This is a genomic window from Streptosporangium sp. NPDC003464 (genome assembly GCF_053588315.1).
On record NZ_JBSFPS010000183.1, the window covers coordinates 1 to 20,537 of the forward strand.

The following is a 20,537-nucleotide window of genomic DNA, read 5'->3' on the forward strand; positions in this document are numbered from 1 at the left end:
GGGCTCGCCGATCACCTGGGCGGCCGGGCCGTCCTCCACGATCACGCCGCCGTCCATGAAGACCACCCGGTCGGCCACGTCCCGGGCGAAGGCCATCTCGTGGGTGACCACGAGCATGGTCATCCCCTCCTCGGCCAGCTTGCGCATGACCGTGAGCACGTCGCCGACCCGGACCCGGAGGCGGCGCAGGCCGCCCTCTCCGGCGGCGACCGCCACGGCGGCGTCCCCCGCTTCACCGCCGTCCCGCCGAACACCGACGACAAGGTGACGGTCCCCGAGGGCTACGAGGCGGCGCCCGTGGTCCGCTGGGGCGACCCGGTGCTGCCCGACGCCCCGGCCTTCGACTTCGAGAACCAGACCGCCGCCGCGCAGGCCGCCCAGTTCGGCTACAACTGCGACTTCGTGACGTTCTTCCCGCTGGGACAGCAGCGCGGCCTGCTCTGGGTGAACCACGAGTACACCGACGAGAACCTGATGTTCCGCGGTTACAAGGGCGGCGACACCGCGACCGAGGAGCAGATCAAAATCGCGCTGGCCGCGCACGGCGGCTCGGTGGTCGAGGTCGAGCGGGCGGGCCGGTCGGGCCGGTGGACGCTGGTCACGCGGGGCCGCCGCCGCTACAACCGGCGGGTCACCGCGCAGACCCCGATGGCCTTCAGCGGCCCGGCCGCCGGGAGCGACCTGCTGAGGACCGCCGCCGACCCGGCGGGCACCAGGCCGATCGGCATGCTCAACAACTGCGCCGGCGGCACCACCCCGTGGGGGACGGTGCTGAGCGGCGAGGAGAACTTCAACCAGTACTTCGTCAACGGCAACGGCGTGCCCGAGACGCAGAAGCCGTCCCTCACCCGCTACGGCGTGAGCGCCACGGTCGGCATCCCGAGCGGCAACCGCCGGTTCGACCGGGTCGAGGAGCGCTTCGACCTGGCCAAGCACCCCAACGAGGTCAACCGGTTCGGCTGGATCGTGGAGATCGACCCGTTCGACCCCGACTCCACCCCGGTCAAGCGCACCGCCCTCGGCCGGCTGGCCCACGAGGGCGCCACCACCTCGCTGGCCAGGGACGGCCGGGTCGTGGCCTACATGGGAGACGACTCCCGCTTCGAGTACGTCTACAAGTTCGTCTCGAAGAAGCGCTACATCCCCGGCTTCGACCGGCACAACCGGACGCTGCTGGACGAGGGCACGCTGTATGTGGCCAGGTTCACCGGCGACAGCCCGGCCGCCGAGATCGACGGCACCGGCAAGCTCCCCGCCGACGGCCGCTTCGACGGCTCCGGCGAGTGGATCCCGCTGGTCACCGGGGACGTCTCGCACGTGCCGGGGATGTCCGCCCAGGAAGTCCTCGTCTACACCCGCCTGGCGGCCGACAAGGTCGGCGCGACCAAGATGGACCGTCCCGAGGACGTGGAGCGCAACCCGGTCACCGGCGGCGTCTACGTCGCCCTGACCAACAACTCCAACCGGACCCCGGCCCAGGTGGACGAGGCCAACCCGCGCCCGTCGAACAAGCACGGCCACATCCTGGAGATCACCGAGCGCCGTGACGACGCCGGCGCCACGACCTTCGCCTGGTCCCTGCCGCTGGTCTGCGGCGACCCCGGCGACCCCTCGACCTACTTCGGCGGGTTCGACAAGACCAAGGTCTCGCCGATCTCCTGCCCGGACAACGTCACCTTCGACGCCGACGGCAACCTCTGGATCTCCACCGACGGCAACCAGCTCGGCGCCAACGACGGCCTGTTCGTGATGCCGGTCCGCGGCTCCGAGCGCGGCCACCTCCGCCAGTTCCTGAGCGTCCCGGTCGGCGCCGAGACCTGCGGTCCGCTGGTCAGCCCCGACCAGCGCAGCGTCTTCGTGGCCGTCCAGCACCCCGGCGAGACCAACGGGGCCACCCCGGAGGCCCCCACCAGCCACTGGCCCGACGGCGGCACCAGCCAGCCCCGCCCGTCCGTCGTGGTGGCCTGGCACCGGCAGGGCAAGAAGATCGGCTCCTGATCTCTCCGGTGCCGCCCGCGCCGGGCACGGGCGGCACCTCCGGCCTGTCTCACGCCACCGGTACGGCGGGGCGCTCGACGGCGGTCTCCGGGCTCTCCTGGATCTCCTGGCCCTTGGGGGGCCGGGGGGTCCGCAGGGAGAACAGGCTGACCGGCACGCCCACCAGCACGATGGCCGCCGCGATGACCAGGGTGGACTGGTAGGCGGAGAGGAAGGCCGCCAGCGGCCCGGCTCCGTCCTGGAGGAGGGAGGTCTGCCGGCCGCTGAGGATCGCCCCGAGAACGGTGATCCCGAGCAGGCCGAAGATCTCCCGCGAGACGTTCAGGACGCCCGCGGCCACCCCGGCGCGGCCGGTGGGCAGCGTGCCCAGGACGGCCGTGGTGAGCGGCACCAGCAGCCCGCCGCCCAGCCCGTAGACCAGGAACCACGGCAGCAGGTCCCCGAACGCGCCGCCCTCACCGACGAAGGAGATCCCGAACACCGCCACGGCCATCAGCAGGAGCCCGGCGGCCACGGTCCGCGCGGTCCCGAGTGCGGCGCTGATCCGCGGGGCCAGGGCCGCGGTCACGGCCATCACCAGCGCCATGGGCACGAACGAGATCCCGGCCTCCATCGGTGAGAAGCCCAGCGCGTTCTGCAGGTACAGCGCGGTGAAGAAGTAGATCCCGAACACCCCGAACGACCACAGCCCCATCGACAGCGCGCCCCCGCTGAAGACCCGGGACCGGAACAGCGACAGGTCGATCATCGGCTCCCGGCTCCTGATCTCGATCACCACGAACGTCGCCGCCGACGCCACCGCGAGGCCGAACGCGCCCAGGATCTCCGGCGAGGTCCAGCCCGCGCCGTCGCCCTCGATGAGCGCGTACGTCAGCGCGGACAGCGCCAGGCTGGACGTCACCAGCCCCGGGACGTCCAGGCCGTGCCGTACCCGGTCCTGCGGGGCCACCCTGATCGCCCACAGCCCGAGCGCGAAGGTCAGGGCCCCGAGCGGCACGTTGATCAGGTAGATCCAGCCCCAGTCCCACCGTTCGCTGATGAACCCGCCGGTCAGCGGGCCGAGGGCCAGGGCCAGCGCGCCGACCGCGCTCCACAGCCCGACCGCCGTCGCGCGCTCCCGGGGGTCGGGGAAGACCGAGGTGAGCAGGGCGAGCGCGGTGGGCGTCAGGAAGGCGGCGCCGACGCCCTGCGCCGCCCGGGCGGCGATCAGGGCGGTGCCGTCCGTGGCCAGCCCGGCGGCGAGCGACGCCACCGTGAACACCCCGAGGCCGATCATGAAGATCCGCCGCCGTCCGAAGACGTCCGCCAGGCGCCCGCCGACCAGCATCAGCCCGGCGAAGACCAGGATGTAGCCGCTCACGATCCATTCCAGCCCCGAGATGCTCAGCCCCAGGTCCCGCTGGATCGTGGGCAGCGCGACGTTGACCACGTTGTTGTCCAGATAGGTCATGAAAGTGGCCAGCGAGATCGCTCCCAGCGCCCACCACTTGCGGTTATCCGTCACTCCGACTCCCTCTACGGTGTACTTGTACGGCGTACATGTACGGTGGATAGTGGAACGTGTACGGCGTATAGTTGTCAAGCGTGATGGGAAAACTGACCCGTGAGGCCGTCGTCGAGCAGGCACTGGAGATCGGCTCGGCCGAAGGTCTCCAGGCCGTGACCATCAGGCGACTGGCCCAGGAGCTCGGGGTGACCCCGATGGCGCTCTACTGGCACTTCAAGAACAAGGAACAGCTGATCATCGGGATGGCCGACCACCTGATCGAGGGGTTCGTGGTCACCGGAGACTCCGCCAGGCCGTGGCAGGAGCAGCTCCGCGAGCTGGTCATCGGCCTGATCAAGGTGCTGCGGCGCTACCCGTGCGCGGCGCCCGTGCTGGAGGAGGTGGACCACATGGCCGTGCCGAGTTTCCTGCGGGTGTGGGACACCGCCCTCGGCCTGTGCGAGCGGGCGAGGTTCTCCCCCGAGGAGAGCTGCCTGATCTCGAAATACCTGCTCCAGGGCGCGATCGCCCTGGCCGCCGGCCCGATGAACCGCCGTCCCGGCATGTCGGAGCCGGACGCGGCCGAGCGCCTGCGCCTCAAGCGCGTCACCCTCCAGTCGCTGCCGCCGGACACCTACCCGCACATCGTGAAGATGGCCGCCCCCCTCGCCGAGGGCGGCCCGGCCGAGCTCTACGACACCTTCGGCGTCGACATCCTGACGGCCGGCGTCGAGGCCATGGCGGCCCGCCTCCTCGCCGCCCGGACCACGGGCTGACCGGACCGTGCGACGGAGCAATCAGGCGGCTGGCAGGTGGGGACCCGGCCCCGTAACTTGATCGGCATGACTGATCGTCCGTTTGAACTCGTCTGCGAGGTCGAGCCGCCGACCCGCCCCGACCTCAAGCATGTCCGGCACCAGATCGGCACGCTCAGCAAGATCGCGCACTCGTTCCTGATCCCGGACAACCACATCGGCCGGGCCACGGTCTCCAGCGTCGCCGTCGCGCACGAGGTCCAGGCGATGGGCGGGCGCAGCATCGCGTGCCTCAACTCCCGTGACCGCAACCTGCTGGGGTTCCGCCGCGATCTGCTCACCGCCGCCGCCTACGGGGTCGACCAGTTCCTGTTCATCTACGGGGACAAGCCCGGCTCGGGCAACCGGACCAGTGACCTCACCGTGCGCTCGATGATCGACGAGGTGCGCTCCCTCGGTGAGGATCCCGCCTTCGCCCAGACGCCCGCCTTCCGGGTCGGCACCGCCGCCGCGCTGCGCCCGCTGCCCGCCTGGAAGCGCGCGGCCGACTTCATGTTCGTCCAGGTCAGCTTCTCGGTCGAGGCGCTGCTCCGGTGGCGTGAGGCCAACCCCGTGGACGTGCCGGTCTACGCGGGGGTGATGGTCATCGCCAGCGAGAACCACGCCCGCCGCCTGGCCGCCGCGATCCCCGACATCGACATCCCCGCCGACCTGGTGGAGCGGGTCGCGGCCGACCGGCTCGCCGGCGTCGAGGCCGCCTGCGAGCAGGTGCTGCGCATCCGCGACTCGGGCGCCTTCGACGGCGTCCACCTGATCCCGGTGGCCCGCTACCGCGAGGTCGAGTCCCGGCTGAGCGGCGCCCTCTGAGCACGGCCCCGGTCAGTCGAAGAACTGGCCGATGTCGAACCTGCGCACCTGGAGGGGGACGGAGTAACGGCTGATCACCCGGATCTTCCTGATCCGGGTCTGCTCGTCGATGGTGACCTTCACGCACTTCATGCAGACGTCGTGATATCCCGGGAGGGCGTAGTAGGAGATGGAGACGGCGCGCCGTCCGAGGCCCCTGTCGGACAGCCCCAGCCCCACCTCCCGGTAGATCCGCGTCGAGCCCTTGAGGGTGAACGCGGTGGAGCCGATGATCGCGTGGTTCGCGGTAGGGGGGCAGTGCACGAATATCCGGACGTTGTTGTTCTGGCGGGGCCACTCCGGCAGGACCCGGAGCGACGTGCGGTTCTTCAGCTCGGCGGGGATGTGGTCGCCGGTGATCGCCCCGATGCCCGCCGGTGGCGGGGTGACCGCCCCGATGCCCGCCGGTGACGGAGGGGAGGCCGTGGCCGGGAGACCCGGGCCCATCACGAGAACGGCGGTCACTCCCAACCCGATGACGGAACGCACGTGCTCCTCCTGCCGGACGGACGCCCGGGCGCTGGCGGCAGGTGCCCGCCGGGCGACGGAGCGCGGGTGACGGGGGAGGGATGGCTGAGGCGGTCCCGGTGGGACCGCGCTGACCAGGTTGTCGATCTCATTATGCCGACCGCGTCGCGCCGGGCGGGACGCCACGCTGAGGCGGCCGCCGGCCACGCCGGCCCGGAGGACGGGGCGGCGCGCCGACGCGGGAGTCCGCCCCGCCGGGCCCGCTACCGCGGAGCCGGGTCCTGTCCGGGCGGCGCGGCCCGCGCCCGGGCCAGCGCGGACATCAGGGCGCCCACGAGGGCGACGGCGAACAGGACGGCGTAGGTCTTCCGGAAGCCGTCCATGAGCTGGTCCACCGCGACGGGGGACATGCGCGACAGCGTGCCCTCGTAGACCTGGCCGCGCAGCTCGGCGCTGACCGAGCTGGTCAGGACGCTCAGGGTGAGGGCGACGCTGAGCACGATCCCGACATTCATGATCATCAGCCGGAAGCCGTTCACCAGGCCGAGGCTCCCGGCCGGCAGGGCGGTCATGACCTGGGTGGTGTTGCCGGTGAGGAAGGTGCCGCTGCCGCAGCCGCACAGGAACAGGCCCACCCCGATGATCCAGTACGGCGTGGCGGGGTCGGTGTTCAGGGCCAGGACGCCGAGCCCGGCCGCGCTCAGCAGCGAGCCCCCGACCGACAGCGCGTAGGGGGCGACGCGGCGGCCGAGGGAGCCCGCGGACGGGGAGGCCAGGGCCATGCCGACCGGGACCGGGAGCACGCCCAGGGCGGCGGTGACGGCGTCGACGCCCCTGGCCGCCTGGAAGTAGAGGGCGGCGAGCAGGATCAGCGCCGCGCGGGCCAGCGCGTTGCAGAACGAGGCGAGGTTGGCGAAGGCCAGCATGCGCTCACCGAAGAGCCGCACGTTGAGCACGGGGTGCGACGCCCTGCGCTCCACGATGACCAGGGCCGGGACGAGGGCCACCGAGACGGCGGCGCCGACGATCACGGTCGGGCTGGACAGGCCCCGCGAGCCCGCCTCGGAGAGGGCGATGAGCGCGGCCGACAGCATGGCGAAGACGATCAGGTTGCCGGAGGCGTCCACCGGCTCGCGCGGCCCCCGGGCGACCCGGCGGAGGGTGAAGGAGCCCCAGACGAAAGCGATCAGCCCGGCGGGCACGTTCACCCAGAAGATCCACTGCCAGCCGGCGGTCTCGGCGATCAGTCCGCCCAGGGTCGGGCCGGCGAGCTGGGCGACCGAGAGGGTGCCGATGTAGACGCCCATGCCCTGGCTGAGGCGGTCGGGCGGGAAGGCGTCGGTGATCATCACGGTCCCGTTGGCCAGGATCATGGCGGCTCCGACGGCCTGCACCGCCCGCATCGCGATCAGGAACCAGACGCCGGGCGACAACCCCGCCAGCAGCGATCCCACCGTGAAAAGGGCGAACCCCGCGAGGTAGACCTCCCTGCGGCCGAGCAGGTCGGCCACCCGGCCGAAGAACACCAGGGTCGCGGTGTTGACGAGCAGGAACGCCAGCAGGATCCACCCCGCGGCGAACGCGTCGGCGTGGAAGTGCCTGACCACGGCGGGGAGTGCGACGTTCAGGGTGCTCCCGGAGATGCCGATCAGCACCAGGCCGAGGCTGGTGACCGAGCAGACCCGCCACGCGTAACGGAGCCTGGAGACGTATTCGGGGGAGCCGGGCAGGTCCTGGGGGATGGAGACCATGCGCCCCAGTCTGACGCACGCGGCCCCCGGCCCCGAGGGAGATCTGCCGCCGGGCACACGCCCCGGTAGACCGGGCACACGCCCCGGTGGAGCGGTCGCGTGTCCATATCTGTGTCCGGATCTGTGTCCGGATCTATGTCCGGCCGCCTGACGGCCTGACGGTCCAACCGCCTGGCCGGCGGGGGCGGTCGTGCTGAGGCAGTCCACCGGGGTGCGGTACCCCGGTGGACGGTCGGTCTCAGCGGGCCCTTCTGCGGAGGCCCTCCATGTCATGGATGATCACTCGGCGGCGGCCGGTCTCGATCAGGCCGCGGTCCCGCAGCGAGCGCAGCGCCTTGCTGACCGCCTCGCGGGAGGCCCCGGTCCAGCCGGCCAGCTCGTCCTGGGAGAGCGGCAGCGTCACCCGCACCCCGCCGTTGACCGGCTCGCCGTACCGCTCGGCCAGCTCGACCAGCCGGGTCGCCACCCGGCCCGTGGTGTCGAACGCGCCGTACTCGACCCGCTTGCGGTCGGAGTCGCGCATCTTGCCGATCAGCGTCCGCATGAGCAGTACGGCCACCCGGCCGTGCTCCTGCAGGTAACCGGAGAAGTCGCGGACCGCGATCCCCTCGACCGGCTCCAGCGCGGTGACCGTGGCCGACCTCGGCAGGCCGTCCAGGGCGGCGAACTCGCCGAGCAGCGCGCCCGGCCCGCGTACGGCCAGGATCACCTCGGTCCCGCCGGCGGTGTGCGAGGAGACCTTGACCCGGCCGGACGTCAGCAGGAGCACCCAGTCGGCGACGTCGCCCTCGGTGCACACCACCGCGCCCCGGTCCCAGCGCCGGGGACGGCCGGCCGCGTGCAGCGCGGTGACCTCGTCGGCCGTGAGCAGGGTGGCGAACTCGCCCGGCTCGGGGGTAGGACTCACGGGCACCTCCTGGCGATGTCGGTTGCGGCTGTGCGGGCTGTGCGGAGCGGGCTGTACGAGTTGCGCGGGCTGTACGGCTGTCGCGGACGACGGACCGCTACGGCAGGCCGGACAGCACGTACGCGTGGACGGGCTGTTCCTTGCCCTTGAGGGAGAGCTCGCCCAGGGAGCGGACCCTGGGACGGGGGTCGATCTGGTCGAGGGTGCTCTGGCCGATCACGACGGTACCGGGCTCGGCGATGCCCTCCAGCCGGGCGGCCACGTTCACGCAGTCGCCCATCGCGTTGAACCCGCGCAGCTCGGGGCTGCCGATGTTGCCGACCAGCGCGAGGCCGGTGTTGATCCCGATCCTGAACCGGGGGTAGCCCGCCGTCCCGGCGGCGATCTCCTCGGCCGCCTCCTGCATGGCCAGGGCCGCCCTGGCCGCGGCGGTGGCGTGCCCCGGCTGCGGGGCGGGCGCGTTGAACAGCGCCAGCAGCGCGTCTCCCACGAACTGCACGATCGTGCCCCCGTGGCTGAGGATGATGGGTACGGCCGCCGTGTGATAGCGGTTCAGCATCTCGACGATCTCCCCCGGCGCGGATCGCTCGGAGAAACTCGTGAAGCCCTTCAGGTCGGCGAAGAGCGCGGTCAGCTCGACCAGCTCGCCGCCGAGCGCCGCCGTCCGGGGGTCGGCCAGCAGGGAGTTGGCCACGTCCGGGGACATGTACTGCCGGAACAGGGTGGACAGCTCCTGGTAGAGCCGGGCGTTCTCCAGGGAGATGGACAGCTGGCCCGCCAGCGTGGCGGCGAGCGCCTCGTCCTGCGGGGTCCTGCCCACCGGCACCTCCAGCGCGCCGGCGAGCTGTCCCTTCACGGTCAGCGGATGGACGACCGCGCCGCCGAGCCGGACGGGCTCGCCGCCGGGGAAGTCCGCCGGGCCGTACTCCCTGGACCCCATGGCGACCCGTCCGTCCGCCACCAGTGTCATGCGCACGTCGCCGTAGGCCTGCCGTACCCGGTCCAGGGCCTGGGTCAGCAGCTCCCGCTCGGGCAGTCCCACGCGGGCCTGCCTGCCCGTGTCGACCAGGGCGGCCAGCCGTTCGGACAGCTCGCGCTCGTTGGCCAGCGCCTCGCCGGCCCGGTCGAGCACCGCCGCCTGCCCCTCGGTGAGCCCGAACTTGCCCGCCAACCTCGTCGCGACCGGGACCCTGGTCTCGGCCCGGCGCCGGAGGTGGCCGACGAGCTCCTCCAGGGCGTCTTCGTACTCGGCCCTGATCCTCAGAACGGTCGCCGACAGGGCCACCGAGTCGAACACTCCCGCGCTGGTGCCCTCCCGCCGGAACTGCAGGTGGGCGCTGTAGGCGACGAACACGAAGGCGAGGGTCAGCAGCAGGTGCCACAGCCACCACGACATGTGCCAGTTGTGGCGGAACATCCCGGCGACCATCGCCTCGGCGAGCAGCGCGTAGGCGGTGATGAGGCTGACCAGCATGGCGGCCGGACGCCTGCGGTGGAGCCGGAACATCATCACGGCCGCCACCGAGTAGAGGGCGACCCCGGCCAGCTCGGCCCCTCCGAGACCGGCGCCGGCCCCGGGAGCCTGGGCGCTCAGCGCGGTGAGGCCCGGCACCAGCGAGGCGGCACCCCAGAGAGCGAGCAGCGCGGCGAGCCCGCCGCGGAGCCAGATCTGTGCTCCCAGCACGGCCCGGGCCGCCCGCTCGCTGAGCGGCAGGGCCGAGACGGCCGCGAAGACCGAGGCGACGAGGAGTCCGACCGGCTGGGAGAGGTCGAAGCCGTAGGTCCCCTTCCCAAGGATGATCTTCGGCGTGGCCAGGCCGTGCATCAGGAAGAAGCCCGCGCTGCTCAGGAAGACCAGCGAGACCAGCAGCAGCCGGGCGTCGGCCCGCCGGGCCGACGCCTGACCGATCATGACGCCCAGGACCACGTTGATCCCCGCCACGGCGATGATCAGCCAGAAATGGCTGAGGTTGTCGTGCCATTCGCCGTTCAGGTCGTCGTGGTTGGCCAGCAGCAGCCAGAGCCCGAGCATGGGCAGTGCCAGGTGGATCGCCCAGACCACCGCGCGGACCGGCTGGGTCGCCGGGGGGAGATACGGCTCGGACCTGGGGCGCTCCTCGGTCGAGGTGCCCATGAGATCGTTCGTCGGCACGGGTGGCCTCCGTGTCTGGGGATCCCGGCGGGTTCCCTGTCGCGTCCGTCCACACCCATCGGGCGGGATTCCCCCGAACGGTCCGATTATCGCGCACCCGGCTGCCGCGATCAGGAAATCGTCCGTTCCTAAACCGTTATGTCTGCCGCGCCAACCGTTGGAACGGTCTAATCGTGCAACTGGTGAATCACTGAACACACCAGGATCTGGTGTCGCAGAAAGGAAGCCCAGTGGCTTTCAAGTTGCCGGGCGGGCGCACGATCGGCGTCGTGACCGTCGGAGTGCTGGCCGGGACCCTCTTCGCGACGGGCGGCAGCGCCGTCGCGTCGGCCGGTACCGAGGTGCACGCATGTGTCAACAAGAAGACGCGCTACGCGCGGATCGTCAACGCGACGGCCGCGTGCAGGGCCACCGAGATCCGCGTGACCTGGGGTGACGGCGGTTCCCAGTCCCAGGGCGTGAACACCCAGGGCCCGCAGGGCCCCGCGGGCCGCAACGGCGCCCAGGGTCCCGCCGGCCCCCAGGGACCGCAGGGTGCCCGTGGCATCCAGGGGCTCCCGGGCAAGCAGGGCCTGCCCGGCAAGGACGGCGCCCCCGGCAAGGACGGCGCCCCCGGCAAGCAGGGCGAGCAGGGCCTGCCCGGCAAGAACGGCCAGGACGGCGCCCCGGGCAAGCAGGGCGAGCCCGGCCGTAACGGCGCCCCCGGCGAGGACGGCGAGAACGGCCGGGACGGCAAGAGCGCCTACGAGGTCTGGCTCGAACTGCCGGGCAACAGGGACAAGTCCAAGGCGGACTTCATCGCGTCGCTGAAGGGCCCCAAGGGCGACAAGGGTGACAAGGGTGACCCCGGTACGCCGGGTTCGGGTGGCGGCTCGGGCGGCGCTCCCAGCGTCACCACCTTCACCCAGCCGTTCACTTTCGGCGGCGGGGGCGGAACTCAGAGCGTGAGCTGCGGTGCGGGCAAGGTCGCCACGGGCGGTGGCTACAGCGGCGGCGGCAGCGCCTCCGGCCAGATCTACACGAGCGCGCCCAACGTCACCACCGGCACGCCGACCGCCTGGACCGTGAGCGGCAAGAACTCCAGCGGTCTCGTCTACGTGATCTGCATGTCCTCCTGATCCCGGGCGGAGCGCGACATCGGCGGAAGGCCTCCCGGACGGCTGCCGGGAGGCCTTCCCACGTCGGAGGACGGCCCTGAGAAACGGGGGCGTGGATCAGCCGAAGATGCCCGGCAGGGTGGCCGTGTGGGTCTCCCGGAGCTCGGCGACCGGGATGTCCAGGACGCCCTCGACGGTCAGTGAGGCGCCGCCGGTGGTGCCCAGGGCCTGGCAGGGTACCTCGTGGGCGGCACAGAGCTCGGCGAAGTCCGCGAAGGACTCCGGTGCCACGGTCACCAGCGCGCGGGCCGACGACTCGCTGAACAGGTCGACGAACGCGTCCTCGCCCGGCAGGGAGACCGTGCAGCCGACCCCCTGGGCGAGGCAGGCCTCGGCCAGGGCGATCGCCAGGCCGCCGTCGGACAGGTCGTGGGAGCCGGTCAGCAGGCCGCGGGAGGCGGCCTCGGCCAGGACGAGCGCCATGGCGCCCTCGGCCTCCAGGTCCGCCTGGGGCGGCAGGCCGCCGAGGTGGCCGTGGACCACGTGGGCCCACTCGGAGCCGCCGAACTCCTCGGCCGTCTCGCCGAGCAGGATGACCTTCTCGTCCGGGCCGGTGAAGCCGCTGCGCACCCGCCCGGCCACGTCGTCGATCACGCCCAGCACGCCCACGACCGGGGTCGGGTGGATCGGGGTGGACCCCGTCTGGTTGTAGAAGGAGACGTTTCCGCCGGTCACCGGCACGCCGAGGATCTTGCAGGCGTCGGCCAGGCCACGGGTGGCCTCGGCGAACTGCCACATGACCTCGGGGTCCTCGGGGGAGCCGAAGTTGAGGCAGTTGGTCACCGCGAGCGGCCTGGCGCCGGTCACCGCCACGTTCCGGTAGGCCTCGGCCAGCGCGAGCTGCGCGCCCGCGTACGGGTCGAGCCGGGCGTAGCGGCCGTTGCCGTCCGTCGACAGCGCGATGCCCCGGGTCGTCTCCTCGGCGCCCGGCATGACCTCGCTGATCCGCAGCACGCCGGCGTCGGCGGGCTGGGCCAGCACGGTGTTGCCGCGGACGTAGCGGTCGTACTGGGAGGTCACCCACTCCTTGGACGCCAGGTTCGGCGAGCCGAGGAGCTTCAGCAGCGTCGCCCGCAGGTCGTCGGGGCGGGCCAGCCGGGCCGGGGTGTCGGCGTTGAGCGCCGTCTGGCCGGCCGGCTCGTGGAACGGCCGCTCGTAGACCGGGCCCTCGTCGGCCGCGGTGCCCGGCGGGATGTCCACGATGGTCTCGCCGTACCAGGTCATCACCAGACGGCCGGAGTCGGTGACCTCACCGATCACGGTGGCCGGGATGTCCCACTTGGTGCAGATCGCCATGAAGGCATCGATGTCGTCGGGGGTGACGACGGCCATCATGCGTTCCTGCGACTCGCTCATCAGGATCTCTTCGGGCCGCAGCGACGGGTCGCGCAGCGGGACCAGCTCCAGCTTGACGTCCATGCCGCCGGTGCCCTTGGCCGCGAGCTCGGTGGTCGCGCAGGAGACGCCGGCCGCGCCGAGGTCCTGGATGCCGACGACCACGTCCGCCTGGTACAGCTCCAGGCAGCACTCGATCAGCAGCTTCTCCATGAACGGGTCGCCCACCTGGACGCTGGGGCGCTTGGCGTGCGACTCGTCCTCGAACGTGGCCGAGGCCAGGACGGACGCGCCGCCGATGCCGTCGGGGCCGGTCAGCGCGCCGAACAGCACGACCTTGTTGCCCGGCCCGGGGGCGGTCGCCAGCTTGATCTGGTCCTTGCGGAGCAGGCCCACGCAGAGCGCGTTGACCAGCGGGTTGCCGATGTAGCAGGGGTCGAAGACGACCTCGCCGCCGATGTTGGGCAGGCCCAGGCAGTTGCCGTAGTGGCTGATGCCCTCGACCACACCGGGCAGCACCCGCCGGGTGTCGTGGGCGTCGGCCGCGCCGAACCGCAGCGCGTCCATCACCGCGATCGGCCGCGCGCCCATCGACATGATGTCGCGGACGATGCCGCCGACGCCCGTCGCCGCGCCCTGATGCGGTTCGACGTAGGACGGGTGGTTGTGCGACTCGATCTTGAAGGTGGCCGCCCAGCCGTCGCCGATGTCGACGACGCCGGCGTTCTCGCCCATGCCGACGAGCAGCGCCTCGGACTCGGGGGCCTTGGTGCCGAACTGCCGCAGGTGCACCTTGGAGGACTTGTAGGAGCAGTGCTCGCTCCACATGACGCTGTAGATGGCCAGCTCGGAGCTCGTGGGCCGGCGGCCGAGGATGTCGCGGACCCGCTCGTACTCGTCGAGCTTCATGCCCAGCTCGGCGTACGGCTGGCGCTCGTCGGGGGTGCCCTCGGCCCGCTCGACGGTGTCCAGGTTCGGGTCGGGCGCCTGGCCGCCACGCTTGTCGGCTCGCTCGCTCACAGGTTCACCAGCTTCTTCAGGATGGAGGAGAAGAACCCCCGGCCGTCCGTGCTCGGAGCGCCGGTGAGGTCCTCGACCGCGTGCTCGGGATGCGGCATGAGGCCGACGATGTTCCCGGCCTCGTTGCGGATGCCCGCGATGTCGTTCAGGGAGCCGTTGGGGTTGCCTCCGACGTAGCGGAAGACGATCTGGCCGTTGCTCTCCAACGCGCCCAGGGTCGCCTCGTCGGCGACGTAGCGGCCCTCGCCGTGCTTGACCGGCAGCACGATCTCCTGGCCCTCGGTGAAGTCGGACGTCCACGGGGTGGCGGTGTTCTCCACCCGGATGCCCTGGTCGCGGCAGACGTAGTGCAGTCCGGCGTTGCGCATCAGCGCGCCGGGCAGCAGGTGGGCCTCACAGAGGATCTGGAAGCCGTTGCAGGTGCCCAGGACGGGGAGCCCGGCCCTGGCGGCGGGGATCAGCTCCTCCATCAGCGGCGCGAACCTGGAGATCGCCCCGCAGCGCAGGTAGTCTCCGTAGGAGAACCCCCCTGGCAGGAAGACCGCGTCCACCTTCTTGAGATCGGGATCGGCGTGCCACAGCGGGACGGCTTCGCCGCCCGCGTGACGAACGGCGCGGGCCGCGTCCTGATCGTCAAGAGTTCCGGGAAAAGTGACGACGCCCACGCGGGCAGCACTCATGACAGCGTTCCCCTCCACAAACGAGCGCCGCGCCGACATCTCACACATCGGATGGCGGTCTGCGGCGGTGCGCCCAGGCTATCCGCTCCTGGGCGAGAGGTCACACGCGGAGCGGTCCGATCACACAGCTCACCGCCCGGGGACCGGCCCGCGGCTTGGAGGATCGCACAACGGCGGGTCGCGCCGTACCGGCCGGAGGAGGCGTCCGGAGGGCCGGTGCGGGGCCGCGTCGGCGACCGGACGACAGCCGTACGGCGGCCGCCCGGCGGCGCTCACACGGCGGTCACACGGCGGTGAGCATCTGGCGGCGGAGGAAGGCGGCGTCCTCGTCCCAGTCGAGGTGCTTGCGCAGATGCACGGTGGTGCCCCGGCCGGGCGCGATGTCGAAGGAGATCTCGTCCACCACGGCCTGCATGATGAGGATGCCCCGGCCGTTCTCGGTGTCGGCCGGGGGGTAGTGCTCGGGCATCCGCGTGAGGCCGTGGCCCCTGTCGATGATGCGGACGTCGCAGCGGCCGTAGCCGATGGCGGCCTCGACCTCGTAGCGGTTGGCGGGCCCGCCGTGGCGCACCGCGTTGGCGCACGCCTCGGTGACCGCGAGGAGGATGTCGGACACGCAGTCCTCGGTGACGCCGAGTGAGCGCAACGAGTCGCCCAGCGCTCTGCGGACCATGGGAATGCCGATGGCTTCCCTCGGCAGAGCCAACGAGAACTCGATATCCACCGGATCCCTCCCGGGGCCAGACGTCACCCTGTCAAGGTTTCCCCTCAGAATCCGGGCTAACCGCAAAATAACCTTAATGTTATTTACTGTTGGTCAAGCCGTGGGATTATGACACATCCAGAGTGTGATTTACCCGGACGTAAGGAAACGCTCTGTGGGACGTATGACGGTTTACGGCTCCACAGAGACCGCGTAGTCCTCGATCACGGTGTTGGCCAGCAGGGTCTCGGCCATTTTGCGGACCTCGGCGAGCGCGGCCTCGTCGGCGGGGCCTTCGAGCTCCACCTCGAACCGCTTGCCCTGCCGTACCGCCGAGACACCGGAGAAGCCGAGCCGCGGCAGTGCCCGGGCGATCGCCTGGCCCTGCGCGTCGAGAATCTCGGGCTTGAGCATGACGTCGACGATGACGCGCGCCACGGTGTTCCTCCTGGTTGCAGCGGGGACGGTCCGGCGTCTCAAGGGTAACGGGCTTCTCCGGCAGTTCGTCGCCGGGTCCGGGCTCCCTCTGTGCGAGGGTAAAGCGGGGTCCAGCGGGAACGGGGAGCGTATGGATGCCGGGGTGGGGCTTGCGCACAGGTATGTGACCTCTGCCACGATGTCCACAAACGCAAGCGAACCACCACCAAACGGGTCGTATGCGTGGCTAACCGGCCGGACGGTGGTGGCGAACCCATCTCGACGGCCCCGAGCACACAGGAGCGGCACGTGACAGCCGAGGCCCCTCGTGGTGCGGAAGCACCCCCGGAGCTCGTCCAGTTGCTGACCCCCGAAGGGGAGCGGGTCGAGCATCCCGACTACGACATCGATCTGACGCCCGAGGAGATCCGCGGGCTCTACCGGGACCTGGTCCTGGTCCGCCGCGTCGATCTGGAGGCGGTGGCCCTGCAGCGCCAGGGCGAACTGGGCCTCTGGGCCTCCCTGCTCGGCCAGGAGGCCGCGCAGATCGGCTCGGGCCGGGCGCTGGCCGAGACGGACATGGCCTTCCCGACCTATCGCGAGCACGGCGTGGCCTGGTGCCGGGGCGTGGACCCGGTGAACCTGCTCGGCCTGTTCCGCGGCGTCAACCACGGCGGCTGGGACCCGGCCGAGCACAACTTCCACCTGTACACGATCGTGATCGGCAGCCAGACCCTGCACGCGGTCGGCTACGCCATGGGCATCCAGCGCGACAGCGCCGAGGCCGCCACCATCGTCTACTTCGGCGACGGCGCCACCTCGCAGGGAGACGTGAACGAGTCGTTCATCTGGGCGTCGGTGTTCAACGCCCCGGTCGTGTTCTTCTGCCAGAACAACCAGTGGGCCATCTCCGAGCCGCTGGAGAAGCAGTCCCGCATCCCGCTGTACCGCAGGGCGAGCGGGTTCGGCTTCCCGGGCGTCCGGGTCGACGGCAACGACGTCTTCGCCTGTCTCGCGGTCACCCGCAAGGCGCTGGCCGACGCCAGGTCCGGGCAGGGCCCGGTGCTGATCGAGGCGTTCACCTACCGGATGGGCGCGCACACCACCTCCGACGACCCGACCCGTTACCGGGTGGCCAGCGAGCTGGAGGCGTGGAAGCTCAAGGACCCGATCGAGCGGGTCCGCGCCTACATGTTCAAAAACCAGATCGCCGACCAGGACTTCTTCGACGCGGTCGACGCCGAGGCCGACGAGCTCGGCCGGGACGTGCGCAAACGCTGTCTCGAACTGCCCGATCCCGGGCCGCTGGCGATCTTCGATCACGTCTACGCGGAGCCGCACCGGCTGATGGACGAGGAGCGCGCCCAGTTCGCCGCCTACCTGGAGGGGTTCGAGGGATGACGACTCTCACGCTGGGCAAGGCCCTCAACGAGGGCATGCGCAAGGCCATGGAGGACGACCCCAAGGTCCTCATCATGGGCGAGGACGTGGGCAAGCTCGGCGGCGTGTTCCGCGTCACCGACGGGCTGCAGAAGGACTTCGGCGAGCAGCGGGTCATCGACACCCCGCTGGCCGAGTCGGGCATCATCGGCACGGCGATCGGCCTCGCGCTGCGGGGATACCGCCCGGTCTGCGAGATCCAGTTCGACGGGTTCGTCTTCCCCGCCGCCGACCAGATCATCACCCAGCTCGCCAAGATGCCGCTGCGGTCGCTGGGGAAGGTGAAGCTGCCGGTCGTGGTGCGGATCCCGTGCGGCGGCGGCATCGGCGCCGTGGAGCACCACAGCGAGTCGCCCGAGGCGTACTTCACCCACACCGCCGGCCTGCGGGTCGTGGCCTGCTCCAACCCCGTCGACGCCTACACGATGATCCAGCAGGCGATCCGGTGCGACGACCCCGTGGTCTTCTTCGAGCCCAAGCGGCGCTACTGGGAGAAGGCCGAGGTGGACACCTCCGCCGACGCCGCCGGCTGGACGCCCTTCGACCAGGCCCAGGTGGTACGGCCGGGCACCGACCTCACCCTTCTGGCCTACGGGCCGATGGTCAAGACCTCCCTGGAGGCCGCGGCGGCGGCCGAGGAGGACGGCCGGTCCGTGGAGGTCATCGACCTGCGCTCCCTCAACCCGCTGGACATCGAGCGGGTCGAGGAGTCGGTCCGCAGGACCGGGCGCTGCGTCGTGGTGCACGAGGCGCCGGTCTACAACGGCTTCGGCGCCGAGGTGGCGGCCCGGGTCATCGAGAGGTGCTTCTACAACCTGGAGGCCCCGGTGCTGCGCGTCGGCGGGCCGTCCACGCCCTACCCGCCCTCCAGGCTGGAGGATCACTACCTGCCCGACCTGGACCGGGTCCTCGACGCCGTAGACCGCGCGTTCGCGTTCTGAGAAGGGGAGACGATGAAGGAGTTCAAGCTCCCCGACGTGGGCGAGGGGCTGACCGAGGCCGAGATCGTCCGCTGGCACGTCAAGGCCGGTGACCAGGTCAAGGTCAATCAGATCATCGTGGAGATCGAGACCGCCAAGGCCGTCGTCGAGCTGCCCTGCCCGTTCGACGGCGTGGTGGCGGCTCTGATGGCCGAGGAGGGCGAGACCGTCGACGTCGGCAAGCCGATCATCTCCGTCGACGACGGGACCGGCGGCGGAGCCGCCCCGGCCTCCGCCCCCGAACGCGGGCAGGCGCTGGCCGAGGACATGGTGCCGGCGCTCCCCAAGGAAGAGCGCCAGCCCGTCCTGGTGGGCTACGGCGTCAAGATGGGCGCCGCCAAGCGCCGGCCCCGCAAGGCGCCGCCGTCCGCCCCCTCCGCGCCGTCGACCCCCTCCGCTCCGTCCGCGGGCCCGCCGGCCGCGCGGGAGAACGGGCCGGTCACCGGTACCGCCGCCGCGCCCGCCGCGCCCTCCGCGCCCTCCGGGACCGCCGCGTCCGTGAGGCCGGGCGCGGCGCTGGCCAAGCCTCCGGTGCGGAAGCTGGCCAAGGACCTCGGGGTCGACCTGACCACGCTCACCGGGACCGGCCCGCAGGGCTCGATCACCCGGGACGACGTCCAGTCGGCGCTGGAGGCGGCCGCCGCCCCGGCGGTGGCGCACGCCGTACGGACGGGTGAGGAGCGGATCCCGGTCAAGGGGGTGCGGAAGGCGACCGCGCAGGCCATGGTGGCCTCCGCGTTCACCGCGCCGCACGTCACCGAGTTCCTTCAGGTGGATGTGACCGAGACCATGGACGCGGTCGGGCGGCTGCGACGGCTGGCTGACTTCGCCGAGGTCAAGGTGTCGCCGCTGCTCCTGGTGGCGAAGGCGGTGCTCGTCGCCGCCCGCCGGTATCCGATGATCAACTCGGCGTGGGACGAGGCCGCGCAGGAGATCGTGGTCAAGCACCACGTGAACCTGGGCATCGCCGCCGCCACCCCCCGCGGCCTGCTCGTCCCCAACGTCAAGGACGCCCACGCCATGTCCCTCCCGGACCTCGCCAGGGCCCTCGGCGCCCTCGCCGAGACCGCCCGGGCGGGCCGGACCCAGCCCGCCGACATGGCCGGCGGCACGATCACGATCACGAATGTGGGCGTGTTCGGGGTGGACGCGGGCACCCCGATCCTCAACCCCGGCGAGTCGGCGATCCTGGCGTTCGGTCAGGTCAGGGACATGCCGTGGGTGGTGGACGGGCAGATCGTGCCCCGCAAGGTGTGCACGCTGGCGCTCTCCTTCGACCACCGGGTCGTGGACGGGGAGCTCGGCTCGCTGTTCCTGCGTGACGTCGGCGCCATGCTGGAAGACCCCCTCCGGATGCTCGCCTGGAACTGAAGTCCCGCTGGGGAGCTCCCCTGGTCGGAGCCTCCTTTCAGCCGCGGCCCCGCCGGCCGGAGTCCCGATGACCGGGGCTCTCGTCCGTGATCTGGGCCGCGGTCGCAACCGCCACGAGCCCGCTCCCCCTCCCGGGGAGCGGGCTCGTGTGTTCATGCGTTGATTTAATGTTCATTTACTGCCCCGTGGTTCCGATGACTTCTTATGAAGAATTTATGGGATATGCGGGGTACTCAGGTCGGCCTCTCCGCCGCGCGTACCGATGACCTTCGCGTGAATCATGAAGACCTGTGCTTGGCATTTGTCCGGGCCGGGCTTTACGGAGAATCCCCCGGGTTGGGGGGGAGATGGACGGCGGCGGAAAGCCGGTAGAGGTGTGTCCGCCCGGTCGCGGAGGGGCTGCCGCGCAGCCGGTAAAACATGTCCAATACGTCCCAAATTCGATGGTTAGTGCACATGTGGGTGCTATTGTCGTAATTGCAAGTCCCGCGAAAGAACGGTCAGAAGGGAAAATCAATGAGACTGAACAGGCTCTTCCCGGCTAACCGCGCCCCGCTCGGCTGGGGCGGATGTCGTCGTCGTCGCTGCGGTTGCGGCGGCTGGGGCGGCGGCTGGGGCGGCGGCTGGTGGTGGTAACCAGCTCGAATGAGAGCCGGCGGGTCACCCGCCGGCTCTCGCTCACTGCTCCCGCCGCTCTCCCCCCGCCGGACGGGTCCGGCCCGGCGGACGCCTCTCCGCCCCCGGTCGCCCCGGTGGTCTCCATCCGGGACACCTTCCGGCGGTTCTGGCCCTACACCCGTGGCGTCCGCAGGCTCTTCGCGGCCGGGGTCCTGCTGGCGATCGTGGCGGCGCTCTGCGAGGTCGGCGCGATCTGGCTGTTCGGGTTCATCACCGACGAGGTCCTCAGCCGCCAGAACCTGGGGGCGTTCTGGACCCCCGCACTCATCTGGCTCGGCCTCGTGGTCGTCGCGGGCGCGGCCTCCTTCACCGGCGCCTACGCCACGGCCCTGG

Annotated in this window: 16 protein-coding genes and 2 pseudogenes; 8 read left to right on the forward strand and 10 right to left on the reverse strand. The window is 71.3% G+C overall.

The window, feature by feature from the left end; genetic code table 11:
- Nucleotides 1-168 (reverse strand): annotated as a pseudogene (locus ACWDS7_RS32250) (amino acid ABC transporter ATP-binding protein); the annotation flags it as partial.
- 96 nt (nt 169-264) lie between these two features.
- Between ACWDS7_RS32250 and ACWDS7_RS32255 the strand changes: the two are divergent.
- Entirely contained in the window at nt 265-1,998 is a 1,734-nt protein-coding gene (locus ACWDS7_RS32255) for a PhoX family protein (RefSeq protein WP_451932328.1), read from the forward strand.
- A gap of 49 nt (nt 1,999-2,047) precedes the next feature.
- On the opposite strand, the gene ACWDS7_RS32260 is transcribed toward ACWDS7_RS32255, so the two are convergent.
- On the reverse strand, nt 2,048-3,502 hold the full coding sequence (locus tag ACWDS7_RS32260; RefSeq protein ID WP_451932329.1) for an MFS transporter: 1,455 nt from the start codon (nt 3,500-3,502) through the stop codon (nt 2,048-2,050).
- 83 nt (nt 3,503-3,585) lie between these two features.
- Between ACWDS7_RS32260 and ACWDS7_RS32265 the strand changes: the two genes are divergently transcribed.
- The gene (locus ACWDS7_RS32265; RefSeq protein ID WP_451932339.1) at nt 3,586-4,260 is read left to right on the forward strand and encodes a TetR/AcrR family transcriptional regulator; all 675 of its coding nucleotides are present in this window, start codon (nt 3,586-3,588) and stop codon (nt 4,258-4,260) included.
- A 66-nt stretch (nt 4,261-4,326) separates the two neighbouring features.
- Nucleotides 4,327-5,106, forward strand: coding sequence for a methylenetetrahydrofolate reductase (locus tag ACWDS7_RS32270; protein ID WP_451932330.1), 780 nt, complete (start codon nt 4,327-4,329; stop codon nt 5,104-5,106).
- Nucleotides 5,107-5,118: 12 nt separating this feature from the next.
- Here ACWDS7_RS32270 and ACWDS7_RS32275 read toward each other — a convergent pair whose 3' ends face one another.
- The 4 genes from ACWDS7_RS32275 to ACWDS7_RS32290 form a co-directional block, all read right to left on the reverse strand.
- Entirely contained in the window at nt 5,119-5,634 is a 516-nt protein-coding gene (locus tag ACWDS7_RS32275; RefSeq protein ID WP_451932331.1) for a hypothetical protein, read from the reverse strand.
- 242 nt (nt 5,635-5,876) lie between these two features.
- On the reverse strand, nt 5,877-7,364 hold the full coding sequence (locus tag ACWDS7_RS32280) for an MFS transporter (RefSeq protein WP_451932332.1): 1,488 nt from the start codon (nt 7,362-7,364) through the stop codon (nt 5,877-5,879).
- Between the two features lie 238 nt (nt 7,365-7,602).
- Entirely contained in the window at nt 7,603-8,271 is a 669-nt protein-coding gene (locus ACWDS7_RS32285; protein WP_451932333.1) for a Crp/Fnr family transcriptional regulator, read from the reverse strand.
- 97 nt (nt 8,272-8,368) lie between these two features.
- Complete coding sequence (locus tag ACWDS7_RS32290) at nt 8,369-10,423, reverse strand: adenylate/guanylate cyclase domain-containing protein (protein WP_451932334.1); 2,055 nt, start codon at nt 10,421-10,423, stop codon at nt 8,369-8,371.
- Nucleotides 10,424-10,653: 230 nt separating this feature from the next.
- On the opposite strand from ACWDS7_RS32290, the gene ACWDS7_RS32295 reads away from it, so the two are divergent.
- Nucleotides 10,654-11,541 carry a hypothetical protein gene (locus tag ACWDS7_RS32295; protein ID WP_451932335.1) on the forward strand — a complete coding sequence of 296 codons (888 nt, stop codon included), beginning with the start codon at nt 10,654-10,656 and terminating at the stop codon, nt 11,539-11,541.
- Nucleotides 11,542-11,637: 96 nt separating this feature from the next.
- Here the strand turns inward: ACWDS7_RS32295 and purL are convergent, their stop codons facing one another.
- From purL to purS, 4 genes are all read right to left on the reverse strand, one after another.
- Nucleotides 11,638-13,935: a phosphoribosylformylglycinamidine synthase subunit PurL gene (gene purL, locus ACWDS7_RS32300; protein ID WP_451932336.1), complete on the reverse strand. Its 2,298-nt coding sequence runs from the start codon at nt 13,933-13,935 to the stop codon at nt 11,638-11,640.
- Nucleotides 13,932-14,615, reverse strand: coding sequence for a phosphoribosylformylglycinamidine synthase subunit PurQ (gene purQ, locus ACWDS7_RS32305; RefSeq protein ID WP_306862763.1), 684 nt, complete (start codon nt 14,613-14,615; stop codon nt 13,932-13,934). Before purQ ends, purL begins: the two co-directional genes overlap by 4 nt.
- A gap of 283 nt (nt 14,616-14,898) precedes the next feature.
- Nucleotides 14,899-15,339, reverse strand: coding sequence for an ATP-binding protein (locus tag ACWDS7_RS32310; RefSeq protein WP_399963197.1), 441 nt, complete (start codon nt 15,337-15,339; stop codon nt 14,899-14,901).
- 171 nt (nt 15,340-15,510) lie between these two features.
- Nucleotides 15,511-15,756, reverse strand: coding sequence for a phosphoribosylformylglycinamidine synthase subunit PurS (purS, locus tag ACWDS7_RS32315; RefSeq protein WP_306862769.1), 246 nt, complete (start codon nt 15,754-15,756; stop codon nt 15,511-15,513).
- 288 nt (nt 15,757-16,044) lie between these two features.
- Between purS and pdhA the strand changes: the two genes are divergently transcribed.
- The 4 genes and pseudogenes from pdhA to ACWDS7_RS32335 all read left to right on the forward strand — a co-directional run.
- Nucleotides 16,045-17,136, forward strand: coding sequence for a pyruvate dehydrogenase (acetyl-transferring) E1 component subunit alpha (gene pdhA, locus ACWDS7_RS32320; protein WP_306862772.1), 1,092 nt, complete (start codon nt 16,045-16,047; stop codon nt 17,134-17,136).
- Entirely contained in the window at nt 17,133-18,116 is a 984-nt protein-coding gene (locus ACWDS7_RS32325) for an alpha-ketoacid dehydrogenase subunit beta (protein WP_451932337.1), read from the forward strand. The genes pdhA and ACWDS7_RS32325 overlap by 4 nt, the downstream gene beginning before the upstream one ends.
- A 12-nt stretch (nt 18,117-18,128) precedes the next feature.
- Nucleotides 18,129-19,526, forward strand: a complete 1,398-nt coding sequence (locus ACWDS7_RS32330; protein ID WP_451932338.1) for a dihydrolipoamide acetyltransferase family protein — start codon at nt 18,129-18,131, stop codon at nt 19,524-19,526.
- A gap of 569 nt (nt 19,527-20,095) precedes the next feature.
- Nucleotides 20,096-20,537, forward strand: a pseudogene (locus tag ACWDS7_RS32335) (ABC transporter ATP-binding protein); the annotation flags it as partial.